The organism is Pseudacidovorax sp. DMC4 (genome assembly GCF_056314265.1).
In genome coordinates, this window is sequence record NZ_JBQUYR010000013.1 from 183,960 (window position 1) to 198,864 (window position 14,905).

17 protein-coding genes are annotated in these 14,905 nt (G+C 67.1%); 12 read left to right on the forward strand and 5 right to left on the reverse strand.

Going from position 1 to position 14,905, the window contains the following annotated elements; genetic code table 11:
- The first annotated feature begins 118 nt into the window (after window positions 1-118).
- Window positions 119-715, forward strand: a complete 597-nt coding sequence (locus ACT54X_RS22570) for an ABC-type transport auxiliary lipoprotein family protein (protein WP_354320774.1) — start codon at window positions 119-121, stop codon at window positions 713-715.
- On the opposite strand, the gene ACT54X_RS22575 is transcribed toward ACT54X_RS22570, so the two are convergent.
- Both ACT54X_RS22575 and ACT54X_RS22580 read right to left on the reverse strand, forming a co-directional pair.
- A complete protein-coding gene (locus ACT54X_RS22575; protein ID WP_476348729.1) occupies window positions 716-1,372 on the reverse strand; it encodes a MarC family protein in 657 nt (218 codons plus the stop codon). It lies immediately after the preceding gene.
- A gap of 12 nt (window positions 1,373-1,384) precedes the next feature.
- Entirely contained in the window at window positions 1,385-2,134 is a 750-nt protein-coding gene (locus ACT54X_RS22580; protein ID WP_354320775.1) for an SDR family oxidoreductase, read from the reverse strand.
- 156 nt (window positions 2,135-2,290) lie between these two features.
- On the opposite strand from ACT54X_RS22580, the gene ACT54X_RS22585 reads away from it, so the two are divergent.
- Window positions 2,291-2,974, forward strand: coding sequence for a dienelactone hydrolase family protein (locus ACT54X_RS22585; protein ID WP_476348731.1), 684 nt, complete (start codon window positions 2,291-2,293; stop codon window positions 2,972-2,974).
- A 69-nt stretch (window positions 2,975-3,043) separates the two neighbouring features.
- On the opposite strand, the gene ACT54X_RS22590 is transcribed toward ACT54X_RS22585, so the two are convergent.
- The gene (locus ACT54X_RS22590) at window positions 3,044-4,039 is read right to left on the reverse strand and encodes a LysR family transcriptional regulator (RefSeq protein WP_476348733.1); all 996 of its coding nucleotides are present in this window, start codon (window positions 4,037-4,039) and stop codon (window positions 3,044-3,046) included.
- 222 nt (window positions 4,040-4,261) lie between these two features.
- Between ACT54X_RS22590 and ACT54X_RS22595 the strand changes: the two genes are divergently transcribed.
- Window positions 4,262-4,621: a DUF4148 domain-containing protein gene (locus ACT54X_RS22595; RefSeq protein ID WP_294366729.1), complete on the forward strand. Its 360-nt coding sequence runs from the start codon at window positions 4,262-4,264 to the stop codon at window positions 4,619-4,621.
- Window positions 4,622-4,727: 106 nt separating this feature from the next.
- Here the strand turns inward: ACT54X_RS22595 and ACT54X_RS22600 are convergent, their stop codons facing one another.
- Window positions 4,728-5,846, reverse strand: a complete 1,119-nt coding sequence (locus ACT54X_RS22600) for a magnesium transporter CorA family protein (RefSeq protein WP_294366731.1) — start codon at window positions 5,844-5,846, stop codon at window positions 4,728-4,730.
- A gap of 22 nt (window positions 5,847-5,868) precedes the next feature.
- Window positions 5,869-6,870 (reverse strand): porphobilinogen synthase, encoded by a 1,002-nt coding sequence (hemB, locus tag ACT54X_RS22605; protein WP_354320777.1) that lies wholly within the window; start codon window positions 6,868-6,870, stop codon window positions 5,869-5,871.
- Window positions 6,871-7,160: 290 nt separating this feature from the next.
- Here hemB and ACT54X_RS22610 point away from each other — a divergent pair, with 290 nt between their 5' ends.
- From ACT54X_RS22610 to ACT54X_RS22650, 9 genes are all read left to right on the forward strand, one after another.
- Entirely contained in the window at window positions 7,161-7,577 is a 417-nt protein-coding gene (locus ACT54X_RS22610; protein WP_017759699.1) for a CopD family protein, read from the forward strand.
- A gap of 12 nt (window positions 7,578-7,589) precedes the next feature.
- Complete coding sequence (locus tag ACT54X_RS22615; protein ID WP_294366736.1) at window positions 7,590-8,702, forward strand: VanZ family protein; 1,113 nt, start codon at window positions 7,590-7,592, stop codon at window positions 8,700-8,702.
- A gap of 12 nt (window positions 8,703-8,714) precedes the next feature.
- Window positions 8,715-9,044: a (2Fe-2S) ferredoxin domain-containing protein gene (locus tag ACT54X_RS22620; RefSeq protein ID WP_294366738.1), complete on the forward strand. Its 330-nt coding sequence runs from the start codon at window positions 8,715-8,717 to the stop codon at window positions 9,042-9,044.
- Window positions 9,045-9,118: 74 nt separating this feature from the next.
- Window positions 9,119-9,754 carry an alpha/beta hydrolase gene (locus tag ACT54X_RS22625; protein WP_294366740.1) on the forward strand — a complete coding sequence of 212 codons (636 nt, stop codon included), beginning with the start codon at window positions 9,119-9,121 and terminating at the stop codon, window positions 9,752-9,754.
- Window positions 9,755-9,934: 180 nt separating this feature from the next.
- Entirely contained in the window at window positions 9,935-11,095 is a 1,161-nt protein-coding gene (locus tag ACT54X_RS22630) for a D-alanyl-D-alanine carboxypeptidase family protein (protein WP_294366741.1), read from the forward strand.
- A gap of 252 nt (window positions 11,096-11,347) precedes the next feature.
- Window positions 11,348-11,725, forward strand: coding sequence for a 30S ribosomal protein S12 (gene rpsL / locus ACT54X_RS22635; protein ID WP_017759704.1), 378 nt, complete (start codon window positions 11,348-11,350; stop codon window positions 11,723-11,725).
- A 167-nt stretch (window positions 11,726-11,892) separates the two neighbouring features.
- Window positions 11,893-12,363, forward strand: a complete 471-nt coding sequence (gene rpsG / locus ACT54X_RS22640) for a 30S ribosomal protein S7 (RefSeq protein WP_017759705.1) — start codon at window positions 11,893-11,895, stop codon at window positions 12,361-12,363.
- An 83-nt stretch (window positions 12,364-12,446) separates the two neighbouring features.
- On the forward strand, window positions 12,447-14,549 hold the full coding sequence (gene fusA / locus ACT54X_RS22645; protein ID WP_294366754.1) for an elongation factor G: 2,103 nt from the start codon (window positions 12,447-12,449) through the stop codon (window positions 14,547-14,549).
- A gap of 261 nt (window positions 14,550-14,810) precedes the next feature.
- Window positions 14,811-14,905: GTP-binding protein (locus tag ACT54X_RS22650; RefSeq protein WP_005434227.1), on the forward strand; the 95-nt coding region annotated here is incomplete at its 3' end.

Genomic DNA, 14,905 nt, shown 5'->3' on the forward strand with positions numbered 1-14,905 from the left:
CGATGTCGCCCTCGTGCCGCGTCGCAACCGCGCTTCCGAGCCACAAGGCCCTGGCGCCGGGATCACACGTCGCGCGAGCGCCGCCTGCCACGCACTGCTCGCTGCCGTGGCGTTGGCCTTGACCGCCTGCAGCGCGCTGCCCGACAAGCCTCAGCGCAGCATCAGCTACGACTTTGGCCCCGGCCCGTTGGCTCCTGCCGTGACGGCATCCGCAGCCACGGCCGCACTGCCACCGATCACGCTGGCCGACCTGGATACGTCTGCTTCGCGCCTGGAAGGCACGGCCCTCAACTACCGGCTGGGTTACGAGGACGCGCAGGCGCTGCGGCCCTACGCCACCGCGCGCTGGACGCAGCCGCCGCTGCAGCTCTTCCGCCAGCGGCTGCGCGATGCCCTCGCCGAGCAGCGCACCGTGCTCGGGACGCTCGAAGCCGGCAACCTGGCGCGCGAGGGCCGCAGCAGCGAAGTGCTGCGCATCTCGCTGGACGAATTCAGCCATTACTTTGCGTCGCCCGCTGCCAGCAGCGGCCTGGTGCGGGTGCGCGCCACGCTGTTGTCGCTGTCGCCCACGGGCGAGCGGGTGCTGGGTCAGCGTGTGTTCGTCGTGCAGAAGCCGTCCGCCACCGCCGATGCGGCCGGTGGCGCCAAGGCCCTGGCGTCGGCCAGCGACGAGGTGATCGCGGACATGGTCCGCTGGGTCAACAGCCGTCGCTGATCAGGGCGCGGCGCGGGCCAGGACGGGGAACAGCTTGCCCAGCCCGTCGGCCATTACCTCCACCGCCAGTGCGGCCAGGATCAGGCCCATCAGCCGCGTCATCACGTTGATGCCGGTCTTGCCCAGCACGCGCGCGATGGGTTCCGCCATCAGCAGCGCCAGCAGCGTGGCCAGGGCAATGACCGCGCCGTAGCCCACCAGCACCAGCATCTGCCACCAGTGCTGCACCTTCTCGGCATAGATCACCATGGTCGACATCGTCGCCGGCCCGGTCAGCAGCGGAATGGTCAGCGGCACCACGGCGATGGAGGCGCCCAGCGAGGCCTTCACTTCCGTGGCACGGATCTCTTCCTTGCTGGTCTTGGCCTCGGCCGGCTGCGCGTTGAGCATGTTCAGCGCGCTCATCAAGAGCAGCATGCCGCCGCCCACCTGGAAGCTCGCGATCGAGATGCCGAAGAAGGACAGCAACTGCAGACCGATCAGCGCGCTCACGGCGATCACCACGAAGGCGCTGAAGGCCGCCACGCGCGCGGTGCGCTCGCGCATGCGGTCGCTGTAGCCCTGCGTGTAGTGGATGAAGAAGGGCACGATCGCCAGCGGATTCACGATGGCCAGCAGCGTGATCAGTGGCTTGATCAGGTCCATCGAGTGGCCCATGCCGGTCATCCTTCAGCGCCCGCCCGTCACGTCCAGCAGGGCGCCGGTGGTGTAGCTGGCTTCGGGCGACAGCAGCCACAACACGGCAGCGGCGATCTCGTCGGCCGTGCCCACGCGCTGCATCGGCACGGTGCCTGCGAGCTGGAAGGCCCGGTCGGGCAGGCCGCCGGAAGCGTGGATCTCGGTGTCGATCAACCCTGGCCGCACTGCATTGACCCGCACACCCTCGGCCGCCACCTCGCGCGCCAGGCCCAGCGTCATGGTGTCGATGGCGGCCTTGCTGGCGGCGTAGTCCACGTAAAGGCCGGGCGAGCCCAGGCGCGCCGCCGCGCTGCTGAGATTGACGATGCCGCCGCCGCTGCCGCCGTGGCGCGTGCTCATGCGCCGCACGGCCTCGCGTGCGCACAGGAAGCTGCCCGTCACGTTGATGCGGAACATGCGTTCCAGCCGCGCACCCTGCATCTCGTCGACGCGGGCCTGGACGTCCACCACGCCGGCGTTGTTGACGAGCCCGGTCAGCCGGCCGAACTTGGCGTCGACCTGACGGAACATGGCCTCGATCTGGGCTTCGTCGCCCACGTCGGCCCGCACGGCCATGGCGCGGCCGCCTGCCTCGCGGATGCGGCGGACCACTTCGTCGGCAGCCAGCGACTGGCTGGCGTAGTTGACCGCCACCGCCCAGCCGCGGCGGCCCGCTTCGAGCGCGACGGCGGCACCGATGCCGCGGCTCGCGCCGGTGACCAAGAGCACTCCGGATTCCAAGGTCGACTCCTTCTCTGACGACGTGGTTCGAGGATTCGGGTGAAACTCGCGACCGGCCGCTGGTGGCGGTGCGCCGCCAGCACCTGCCGGCGGCCTGACGCCTGACCGGCCGCACGTGTCCAACCCCCCCGTTTGTACCCAAAGGAGCTGACCCCCATGGGCCAATTCATCGACCTGACCGCCAAGGATGGCTTCACCTTCCCCGCCTACGTGGCCGAACCCGCCGGCACGCCCAAGGGCGCCGTCGTGGTGGTGCAGGAAATCTTCGGCGTGAACTCGCATATCCGCTCGGTGGCCGACGGCTACGCGGCCGAGGGCTACCTGGCCGTGGCGCCCGCCACCTTCCACCGCGTCAAGCAGGGCGTGGAGCTGGGCTACACCGACGCCGACATGAAGGCCGGCTTCGAACTCAAGACCGCCGTGGAGGCGCTGCCCGCGCCCGGCGTGCTGCAGGACATCCAGGCCGCCATCGAATACGCCGGCCGGGCCGGCAAGGTGGGTCTGGTGGGCTACTGCTGGGGCGGCCTGCTGACCTGGCGCGGCGCCAGCGAACTGGCCGGCCTGTCGGCCGCGGTGCCGTACTACGGTGGCGGCATGACCGCGCCCGAGGAGTCGGCCCGCCAGCCCAAGGTGCCGGTGATGGCCCATTTCGGCAAGCAGGACCACTGGATCCCGCTGGAGACCGTGGAAGCCTTCAAGAAGGCGCATCCCGAGGTGGAAGTGCACATCTACGAGGCCAACCACGGCTTCAACTGCGACCAGCGCGGCTCGTACGACGCGCCATCGGCCAAGCTGGCGCGTGAGCGCACGCTGGCCTTCTTCGCCAAGCACGTCGGCTGACGCGCGCGGAAGCGGGCCCTCCGAGGCCGCTTCCGCCGATGGTCCACAGCTGGCTGGGGGCGGCCGCCGTCAGGCGGCCGCAGAGGCGACGGGGGCGGCCGGGTTCGCGGTCTTGTCGGTGGCCTTGCCTTCGGCCTCTTTCTGCAGGGCCTGGCACTGCGCCTGCCGCTTGGCGTAGTTGCTCTTGGGGCCGATGCGCGATTCCAGGAAGTCCAGCAGCGCCCGCAGGGCCGCGCTGTTGTGGCGCCGCTGGAGGTAGGCCGCGGACAGCCACATGTCCTTTCGGCTGAATTCGCCCAGCACGGGCACCAGTTCACCGTGGTCCAGGTGCGGCTGCACCACCAGGGCCGGCACGTAGATCACGCCCAGTCCTCGCATGGCCACGTGGATCAGCGGTCCGGCCTCGGACGCCTCCATCCGGCTCTTGACCGGCACGTCGATCTTGCGCCCCCGCTCTTCGAAGCGCCAAGTGGGGTCGATGCCTTGCCGCACCAGCGTCAGCGCGGTGTGCTCGGCCAGTTCCTCGGGCCGCTTCGGCATGCCATGCTTGCGCCAGTACACAGGCGAGGCACACACCACCATCTGCATGCACAGCAGGCGGCGCACGATCAGGTTCTCGTCCTCGATGGGCCCGAAGCGCAGCCCCACGTCGATGCCCTCCTCGGCCAGGTCGACCTGGTTGGTCAACTGCAGCGAGATGTTGACGTCGGGGTAGTAGCCCAGGAACTCGGCCAGCAGGTTCGGCAGGTCGCCACTGGCCATGCCAACCGGGGCGGCGATGCGCAGCCGTCCGCGCGGCTGGTTGGCCCGTTCCTGCAGTTCGGCCTGGGTGAGTTCCACCATCTCCATGACCGGCTGGCTGCGCTCCAGCAGCAACGAGCCGGCATCCGTCAGGCTGACCGAGCGGGTGGAGCGGTTGAGCAGGCGGACGCCGAAGCGCGTCTCCAGCTCCGCCACGTACTTGCTGGCCGTGGCCTTGGACAGGCCCAGCCGCTTGGCCGCCTTGGAGAAGCTGCCCTGCATCGCGACTTCGCGGAAGGTGCGGAGGAGATCGAGGCTGTCCATGGCGCGTGCGGAGTGGGTACGAAGAAGCGGCCATCATTGTTTCAAATACGCGAACAGCGTGGTTCTCGACAGGCCGGGTTTCTACGGAGTCGTAACGACACAATTCGTTCCACGGGCTCAGCGATTTGCGGGTCCGGCGGACGAAAGCAAGGCGCCACAGGGTGTGAGTGCTTCCAAAAAAGGAGCTTCGTTCGCGTTCCGTCAAATGTCAGGAGTTGAACCATGAACGCATCGAAGATCCTCGCCGCCGCCGCACTGTCCTTCGTCGCCATCGCCGGCGCCCAGGCCGAAACCTACGAAGGCGTGCAAGCGCCGGTGTCGGCCCTCAGCCGCACCGACGTCCAGGCCCAGGCCGTTGCTGCCGCCCAGGCCGCCAACCAGAACGTGGTGCGCGGCTCGCGCGGCGCCGAAACCGTGGCCGTGTCGCAACCCCGTGCCACCGTGCAGGCCGAAGCCGTGCGCGCCGCCTACGCGCCCGACCAGAACGTGAGCAGCGGTTCGCGTTTCAACAGCAAGGTCGTCTCGACGCTGGCCAACCCGGTCGATGCCGCTGCCCGCAGCACCGGCGCCAGCAAGTTCTAAGACTCCCAGGACAGGCTTGCCGCCCCCGCGGCAGGCTGCTTCCACCGAAGGGCCGGATGCGCGATGAGCGTGTCCGGCCCTTCGGCGTTGGGGTGCGCTGCCTTGCTCAGTGCGTGGTGCGCGCGAGGTAGCGCTTGCGCCAGAACACGACCACCAGCGCTGCGGCAATCAGCACCATCGCCACCAGCGCCACCCAGAAGCCGTCGGCCGCATGCACCAGCGGGATGAACTCGAAGTTCATGCCGAAGATGCCGGCGATCAGGTTCAGCGGCAGGAAGACGGCGGTCAGCACGGTGAGCACCCGCATGATGTCGTTGGTGCGGTGGCTCTGGACGTTGAAGTGCAACTGCACCGCCAGTTCGGCGTTCTGCTCCAGCCGCCGCACATGGCGCACGACGCGCTCGATGTGTTCCAGGACGTCGCGGCTGCGCACCAGCAGCAGTTCGTGATCGCGGCGTGCGCCGGCCTCGTCGGGCACCGGGAGCGCCTCCAGCGTGTCGATCCAGTCCTGCACGGCCGTCTGCTGGTCTTCGCAGATCTCGTCCAGGTGATGCAGGCCCTGGCGTGCCTGCATCAAGGCCCCCCAGTTGGTGAAGCGCGTCTTGGGATCGATCAGCTCGGCCTGCCAATGGTCCAGCTGGCGCGTGAGCTCGCGGCGCAGGGCCAGGTAGCCGTCCACGATCTGGTTGGCGACGCGCAGCATCAGGTCGGCGGGGCCGGCGGGCAGGCGGCTGGATACCGCGCGCACGTCCAGCGGCTGGGCGTCGGCCGTCATCAGGCGTTCGGCCACGGCATCGCGCACGCTTCCGTCCTCGGGATGCACGGTCAGCAGAAGGCGCTCGAAGACGACGAAGCCCACAGGCCGCGTGTCGATGTGGCGCAGCACCGGCGGGCCGCTGCGCAGGGCCGGCGCTGCCGTCTCGGGTGTGGCTTCGCCCGGCGGGGCACTGGCCAGCCGGCGCAGGACCAGCACGTCGTAGGCCGACGTCGCGTCGTAGTGCGAAGGCAGGTGCTCGTTGAGCAGGTCGCTCACATGCAGGTCGACCAGCCGCACGCCGGTGAGGGCCTGCAGCCAGGTCTGCAACGGGGGCAGGGCCTCGCGCAGTTCGGCCCGGGTGACCGAGAGCCAGTAGAAGTGCCCGGGCGCCGGCGGCTCGGGCAGCGTGTGCGCGGAACAGGGCGGCAGTTCGCGCGCCTGCACGCTGTTGATGTCGAGGACCCGCATCGCAGCGCTGTCGCCGACGCCCTCAGGCCGCGCGCAGGAGTCGCGCGGCGTCGAGGGCGAAGTAGGTCAGCACGCCGTCGGCGCCCGCGCGCTTGAAGGCCAGCAGGCTTTCCATCATCACCGCGTCGTGGTCCAGCCAGCCGTTCTGTGCCGCGGCCTTGAGCATGGCGTATTCGCCGCTGACCTGGTAGGCGAAGGTGGGCACGCGGAAGGTCTCCTTGACCCGGCGCACGACGTCCAGATAGGGCATGCCGGGCTTGACCATCACCATGTCCGCGCCTTCGGCGATGTCCATGGCCACCTCGCGCAGGGCCTCGTCGGTGTTGGCCGGGTCCATCTGGTAGGTGTACTTGTTGCCCTTGCCCAGGTTGCCTGCGCTGCCGACGGCACTGCGGAAGGGGCCGTAGAAGGCGCTGGCGTACTTGGCGCTGTAGGCCATGATGCGCGTGTGGATGAAGCCGTTGGCCTCCAGCGCCGAGCGGATGGCGCCGATGCGGCCGTCCATCATGTCGCTGGGCGAGAGGATGTCCACGCCCGCGGCCGCGTGCGCGAGCGACTGCTTGATGAGGGCCTCGATGGTCTCGTCGTTGAGGATGTAGCCGCTGTCGTCGATCAGCCCGTCCTGCCCGTGCGTGGTGTAGGGGTCCAGCGCCTGGTCCGTCATCACGCCCAGTTCAGGAAAGCGCGACTTCAGCGCCCGGATGGCGCGCGGGATGATGCCGTTCTCGTCCCAGGCGATGGCGCCGTCGGCGGTCTTGGCCGTGGGATCGGGCACGCCGAACAGGTCGAGCACCGGCACGTCCAGTTCGAGGGCCTCCTCGCCGACGCGCAGCAGCTCGTCGATCGAGACGCGCTCCACGCCGGGCATCGAGGGCACGGGTGCGCGCCCGGTTTGCTCGTGCACGAACACGGGGTAGATGAAGTCGTGCGCCGTGAGCACGTTCTCACGCACCAGGTTGCGGGAAAAGCCGTCGCGGCGCAGACGGCGCGGGCGTCCGGCGGGGTAGGGGGCGTGGAAGGTCATCCGAAAATTGTGCCCCAGGCCTGCGCCGCCCTGGTGGGGCGGGCAAGGAGCGTCAGGATGAGGCTCTTTTTCTTACTACTCAACCAGATGGTAAAAAAACTTGATCAAATGTTGAAGAAGGCCGGCAATCTTGTTAGATTCCCTGTTGAGCGGCTTGCCGCTCCCCGCTTTTCCTCCCTGAGCGGGTGCCTTGATGTGTGACAGCAAAAGGGCTTCCCAGCCCGGCGTAAAGACGCCGGGCTTTTTTTTGTCCGCGGCCCTGCCAAGCCGGGGCTCCGTACACTGCGCCGATGCTTTGGGTGAAGTCCTTTCACATCGTCTTCGTGGCCAGTTGGTTCGCGGGCCTGTTCTACCTGCCGCGTATCTTCGTCAACCTGGCGATGGTGCCCGCCTCCTCGGTGGCCGAACGCGCGCGCCTGCTGCTGATGGCGCGCAAGCTGCTGCGCTTCACCACCTTGCTGGCGGTGCCGGCGCTGGGTTTCGGAGCCTGGCTTTGGCTCGGCTACGGCATCGGCGGCGGTTGGCTGCATGCCAAGCTGGCGCTGGTGCTGGTGGTCATCGGCTACCACCATGTGTGCGCGCGCCTGCTGCGTCGCTTCGAGGCCGACACCAACCGCCTGGGTCACCGCTGGTTCCGCTGGTTCAACGAACTGCCGGTGCTGCTGCTGCTGGCCATCGTGGTGCTGGCCGTGGTCAAGCCCTTCTGAGCGGCCGGCCCGGTGACGGCCGCAGCGCGTAAGACGACGGCACTTCCGCTGGCGCTGGCCTATGCGGCGCTGATCGTCTATGCGAGCCTCTATCCCTTCGACCAGTGGCGTGATCAGGGCATCGCGCCCTGGGCCTTCCTGAGCGCGCCCTGGCCCAAGTACTGGACCGGCTTCGACCTCGGCATCAACGTCGCGGGTTACGTGCCCTTCGGGTTTCTCGTGGCCACGGCTGTGCTGCGCGGTGGCGTGGCCACCGGCGGCTGGACGGCCACCGGCCGCGCCTTCGTGGCCGGACTGCTGCTGTCGCTGGTCATGGAGACGCTGCAGAGCTACCTGCCTTCGCGCATTCCCTCCAACGTGGACCTGAGCTTGAACGCCGTGGGCGCGCTGCTTGGCGCGCTGATCGCTGCGGCGCTGGTCAGGCTCGGCCTGCTGGAGCGGTGGAGCCGATTGCGCGAAGCCTGGTTCATCGACGAAGCCCGGGGGGCGCTGGTGCTGCTGGCGCTGTGGCCAGTCGCCTTGCTCTTCCCGGCCGCCGTGCCCTTCGGGCTGGGTCAGGTCTTCGAGCGGCTGGAAGCGGCCGTGGCCGACTGGCTGGTGGACACGCCCTTCCTCGACTGGCTGCCCATGCGCGAATTCGAGCTCGAACCGCTGGTGCCTGCGGCGGAGATGCTGTGCGCCATGCTGGGGCTGCTCGTGCCCTGCCTGTTGGCGTTTTCCATCACGCGTTCGCGTCCGGCCCGGTTGCTGATGCTCGCCATCGTCGCGGTGGCGGGCGTGGGTGCCAGCGCGCTCTCCGCTGCGCTGAGCTATGGGCCGGAGCATGCCTGGGCCTGGCTGAGCCTGCCTGTCCAGGTGGGCATCGGCCTCGCCCTTCTGCTGGCTGGGGGGCTGGTCGCCGCGCGCCGGCGCCTGACCATGGGCCTGATGCTGCTCGCGCTGGGCCTGCATCTGGGCCTGCTCAACCAGGCGCCCGAAAGTGCCTACTTCGCGCAGACGCTGGCCACCTGGGAGCAGGGCCGATTCATCCGCTTTCATGGCCTGGCGCAATGGCTGGGCTGGCTCTGGCCTTTTGCTGCCATGGGCTATTCGCTCCACGCCCTGAGCCGGCGAGGCCGCTCCTAGAATCGCCCGACCATGCCGCAGTACTACGCCCGCCACATCTTCTTCTGTCTGAACGAGCGCAAGGCTGGCGAAGACTCCTGCGCCCCGCACGACGCGCAGTCGGCCTTCGACCACTGCAAGTCCCGGGTCAAGAAGGAGGGCCTGGCCGGGCCGGGCAAGGTCCGCGTCAACAAGGCGGGGTGCCTCGACCGCTGCGCCGGCGGCCCGGTGGCGGTGGTCTATCCCGAAGGCACTTGGTACAGCTTCGTGGACAAGGCCGACATCGACGAGATCGTCGACTCCCACCTCAAGCGCGGCGAGGTGGTGGAGCGCCTCGTGCTTCCCCCTGACGTGGGGCGCTGAACCGACCCTGCATCGGCCGCCTGTTCCTCTTCCGCCCGGGGCTGTGCGTCTGCCGGCCGGGCCCGATTGCTCACATGAATGCACAGACCGAACGACTGAGTCTTGCCGGCGTCGCCGGTGCCATCGAGGTGCTGCGCGACCGCGGTGCCGAGGGTGTCCCGGATGCCGGTGTCGCCGTGATCGCCCATCCGCATCCGCTCTTCGGCGGGACGATGGACAACAAGGTGGTCCAGACCCTGGCCCGGGCCTTCGTGGCCTGCGGCTACACGGCCATCCGCTTCAACTTCCGTGGTGTGGGTGGCAGTGCCGGCGTGCACGACGAGGGGCGGGGGGAAACCGATGACTTCCTGCAGGTCGTGCGGGAACTGGCGCCGCAAGGGCGGCTCGCGATCGCCGGCTTCTCCTTCGGGGCTTTCGTGGCCAGCCAGGCCGCAGCCCGGCTCGACGGCGAGCGCGACATCCGCCGGCTGGTCCTTGTCGGCACAGCCGCCTCGCGCTTCCAGGTCGCGACCCTGCCGGTGGCGCTGCACGAGCGCACGCTGGTCGTGCACGGCGAGCAGGACGACACCGTGCCGCTCGCTGCGGTCATGGACTGGGCGCGCCCGCAGGCGCTGCCGATCACGGTGGTGCCCGGGGGCGGGCATTTCTTTCACGGACAATTGCCGTTGCTGAAGTCGCTGGTGGTGCGGCATCTGTCGTCTGCAGACTGAGATGTGAACCAATCGGCCTGTGCCGTGTCATGAAGACGGGCGGGCCGTTTCCATGCCGAGGGCCGTCGTCGGCGACGGCCGTGATGCGCCCTGGTGCGGCGACATGGCCCGCCGGACCGACCGCCCACACCTTCCCGCCCTTCGTTTCCTTCGTCTTCGGACGCTTCCCATTTCCAACGCATGATCCGTTTTCTTCGATCGCTGGTTCTCGTCGTGGCCGCCACGGTGAGCACGCTGGCCGGAGCCCAGGCTCCCATCCCGCCCGAAATCGCTGCCAAAAGCTATCTGCTGCTGGACGTGACGGCCAACCAGATCCTGGCCGAGAAGGACATCGATTCGCCGGTCGAGCCGGCCTCGCTCACCAAGCTGATGACGGCCTACCTGGTCTTCGACGCGCTGAAGGCCAAGAAGATCAGCCTGACCCAGACCCTGCCGGTGAGCACGCGCGCCTGGAAGATGCCCGGCTCGCGCATGTTCATCGACCCCAAGATGCAGGTGCCAGTGGACGACCTGATCAAGGGCATGATCGTCCAGTCGGGCAACGATGCCACCATGGCGCTTGCCGAGGGCGTGGGCGGTTCGGCTGAGAACTTCGTGCGGCTCATGAACGAGCAGGCGAAGGCGCTGGGCATGAAGAACACCGGCTATCGCAACCCCGAAGGCCTGACCGCGCCCGGCCACACCACCACCGCGCGCGACCTGAGCATCCTGGCGACGCGGCTGATGAAGGACTTCCCGGAGTACCTGCACTACTACTCGATCAAGAAGTACCGTTACCCGGGCACGCCGGCCTCCAACGACACCAACCGAAATCTGCTGCTGTTCCGCGATCCGTCGGTGGACGGCCTGAAGACCGGCCACACCGAAGCCGCCGGCTATTGCATGATCGTCACGGCCAAGCGCGACTTCCCCAACCTAGCGGGCGGCCGGCGGCTGCTGTCCATCGTGCTGGGCACGAACAGCGAGAACGCCCGTGCCAACGAGTCGCAGAAGCTGGTGAACTGGGGCTACACGGCCTATGACGCCGTCAAGTTGTTCGATGGCGGCCAGCCCGTCGCCACGCCGGCGGTCTGGAAGGGCAAGGAAAACACGCTCAAGCTCGGCCGTCCTGAGCCGATCGTCGTGGCCGTGCCGTCTGGCTCCGCGAACAAGGTCAAGACCGAAGTGGTGCGTCCGGATCCGCTAGTCGCGCCCTTCACGAAGAACCAAGTGGTCGGCCGGCTGAAGATATCCCTGGTGGACCAGCCGGTGACCGAGGTGCCGCTGCTGGCGTTGGAGCCTGTCGAGCAGGCGGGTGTCCTGGGCCGGGCCTGGGATGCGATCCGCCTCTGGATCAAGTAACCCGCCTCGCACGCAGCGCCGGCCGGAGTTTCGGCGCCCCGGCGCGCCAAGGTGCCTGTTAATGTGGGTTTGAACGTCCGGCTCGGGCAGGATGCCCTGCTCCCGCAGGTTGCCAGCCTTCGCGGGCCGCGCTAGAATCGAGGGCTTTTCGGAATTTTCCGAAGGGGTTCACGTTTTTGTCGTTTTCCCGCCGGTTCTTCGAGCCGGTCTGCCTGTCACGGGGCTTCAGGGGATTTTTGGGACCATTTATCCATGCCAACCATCAACCAACTGGTGCGCCAGGGTCGCGAGGTCGAGAAGACCAAGTCGAAGAGCCCGGCCATGCAGAACTCGCCGCAACGTCGCGGTGTCTGCACCCGCGTCTACACCACGACGCCCAAGAAGCCGAACTCCGCACTGCGCAAGGTCGCCAAGGTGCGCCTGACCAACGGCTTCGAAGTCATTTCCTACATCGGTGGCGAAGGCCACAACCTGCAGGAGCACTCGGTGGTGCTCGTGCGCGGCGGCCGTGTGAAGGATCTGCCCGGTGTGCGCTACCACATCGTGCGCGGCTCGCTTGACCTGCAAGGCGTCAAGGACCGCAAGCAGTCCCGCTCCAAGTACGGCGCGAAGCGTCCCAAGAAGGCCTGATCGTCTTCCTGATCTGCGGATCATTCGGTGTTCGGCAGCCTTGGCGGGCCGTCCGGACGTAGTGACCCCAAGCGCAGAGGTCTGTGCGGGTCGAGTAAGTGAGAGTCCTGCTGGCTCTCGCGGCAGTGCCGGAAGGCGGTGCCAACTGAAGCAAAGAGGTTTGAAACATGCCACGTCGTCGCGAAGTCCCCAAACGTGAAATCCTGCCGGATCCCAAGTTCGGCAATGTCGAGCTGTCGAAGTTCATGAACGTGATCATGGAAGGCGGCAAGAAGGCGGTTGCCGAGCGCATCATCTACGGTGCCCTCGACACCATCGAAAAGAAGAGCGGCAAGGATCCGCTCGAAATCTTCACCACGGCCATCAACAACGTGAAGCCGATGGTCGAAGTGAAGTCGCGCCGCGTCGGTGGCGCGAACTACCAGGTGCCCGTCGAAGTGCGTCCCGTGCGCCGTCTGGCCCTGTCGATGCGCTGGCTCAAGGAAGCCGCCCGCAAGCGCGGCGAGAAGTCGATGGCCATGCGCCTGGCCAACGAGCTGCTCGAGGCCACCGAAGGCCGTGGCGGTGCGATGAAGAAGCGCGACGAAGTGCACCGCATGGCCGAGGCCAACAAGGCCTTCAGCCACTTCCGCTTCTGATTTTCGTCCCCATATCTCAGAGGCTTGGAGCCCGACCCGCCGCAACCGGCGGGCGGGCTCTATGCCGTTAAAGGAGTTTTCTCATGGCACGCAAGACCCCCATCGAGCGCTACCGCAACATCGGTATCTCGGCCCACATCGACGCCGGCAAGACCACCACGACCGAGCGCATCCTGTTCTACACCGGCGTGAACCACAAGATCGGCGAAGTGCACGATGGCGCGGCGACCATGGACTGGATGGAGCAGGAGCAGGAGCGCGGCATCACGATCACGTCGGCCGCCACCACCTGTTTCTGGAAGGGCATGGACATGTCCTATCCGGAACACCGCTTCAACATCATCGACACCCCCGGCCACGTGGACTTCACCATCGAGGTGGAGCGTTCCATGCGCGTGCTGGACGGCGCCTGCATGGTGTATTGCGCCGTGGGCGGCGTGCAGCCCCAGTCGGAAACCGTCTGGCGCCAGGCCAACAAGTACAAGGTGCCCCGTCTCGCGTTCGTCAACAAGATGGACCGTACCGGCGCCAACTTCTTCAAGGTCTACGACCAGATGAAGCTGCGCCTGAAGGCCAACCCTGTGCCCGTCGTGATCCCGATCGGCGCCGAGGACAACTTCAAGGGCGTGGTCGACCTGCTGAAGATGAAGGCCATCCTCTGGGACGAAGCCTCCCAGGGCATGAAGTTCGAATACCAGGACATCCCGGCCGACCTCGTCGCCTCCGCCAAGGAATGGCGCGAGAAGATGGTCGAGGCCGCGGCTGAGGCCAACGAAGAGCTGATGAACAAGTACCTGGAAGAGGGTGACCTCTCCGAGGACGAGATCAAGCTCGCCCTGCGCCAGCGCACCATCGCCACCGAGATCCAGCCGATGCTGTGCGGCACCGCGTTCAAGAACAAGGGTGTGCAGCGCATGCTGGACGCCGTGATCGACTACCTGCCGTCGCCCGTGGACATTCCCCCGGTCGCCGGCACGGACGAGGACGAGCAGGAAACCAGCCGCAAGGCCGACGACGGCGAGAAGTTCTCCGCCCTGGCGTTCAAGCTGATGACCGACCCGTTCGTCGGCCAGCTGACCTTCGTGCGTGTGTACTCGGGTGTGCTCTCCAAGGGCGACACCGTCTACAACCCCGTCAAGGGCAAGAAGGAGCGCATCGGCCGTATCGTGCAGATGCACGCCAACGAGCGCCTGGAAGTGGAAGAGATCCGCGCCGGCGACATCGCCGCCTGCGTGGGCCTGAAGGACGTGACCACGGGTGAGACCCTGTGCGATCCCGATTCCATCGTGACGCTGGAGCGCATGGTCTTCCCCGAGCCTGTGATCTCGCAGGCCGTGGAGCCCAAGACCAAGGCCGATCAGGAAAAGATGGGCCTGGCGCTGCAACGCCTGGCGTCGGAAGATCCGTCGTTCCGCGTGCGCACCGACGAAGAGTCCGGCCAGACGATCATCTCGGGCATGGGCGAACTGCACCTCGAAATCATCGTGGACCGCATGAAGCGCGAGTTCGGCGTGGAAGCCAACGTGGGCAAGCCCCAGGTGGCCTACCGCGAAACCGTGCGCAAGTCGGTGTCCGACGTCGAAGGCAAGTTTGTTCGCCAGTCGGGCGGCAAGGGCCAGTACGGTCACGTGGTGTTCCGCCTGGAGCCCAACGAAGCCGGCAAGGGCTTCGAGTTCATGGACGAGATCAAGGGCGGCGTGGTGCCGCGCGAGTACATCCCGGCCGTGGAAAAGGGTGTGATCGAAGCGCTGAACACTGGTGTGCTTGCCGGCTTCCCGGTGGTGGACGTCAAGGTCGCGCTGACCTTCGGTTCGTACCACGACGTGGACTCGTCCGAGCAGGCGTTCAAGATGGCCGCCATCTTCGGCTTCAAGGAAGCGGCCCGTAAGGCCAGCCCCGTCATCCTCGAGCCGATGATGGCCGTGGAAGTCGAGACGCCCGAAGACTACGCCGGCAACGTGATGGGCGACCTGTCGTCCCGTCGCGGCATGGTGCAGGGCATGGACGACATGGTCGGCGGCGGCAAGGTCATCAAGGCCGAAGTCCCGCTGTCCGAAATGTTCGGCTACTCGACCACCCTGCGCTCGATGTCGCAAGGCCGTGCCACGTACACGATGGAGTTCAAGCACTACGCCGAAGCTCCGCGCAACGTGTCCGAAGCCATCGTCGCTGCCCGCGCGAAGTAAGTCCGCCCCAGCCTCTGCGGACTTCGTCCGCGCCGGCAACCCCCTTTCGGGGGGCGCACTCTGCGGCTTTGCAAAGCCAGTTCCGCGAGTGCTGCCGGTATGGCCTGCTCCACGGCCCCTCGATCAAAAGAGGCCATGTGCGGGCCAGGGCCCCTCATCTGTCTGCGACCGCATGCCCTTCGTTGCCCGTGGCGAAGGATCAAGCAATGCGGTGCAGACGTAAAACCACCACACGGGCATTGCTCTTTTTGGAGTTGAGAAATGGCAAAAGGTAAGTTCGAACGCACCAAGCCGCACGTGAACGTGGGCACCATCGGTCACGTGGACCATGGCAAGACGACCCTGACGGCGGCCAT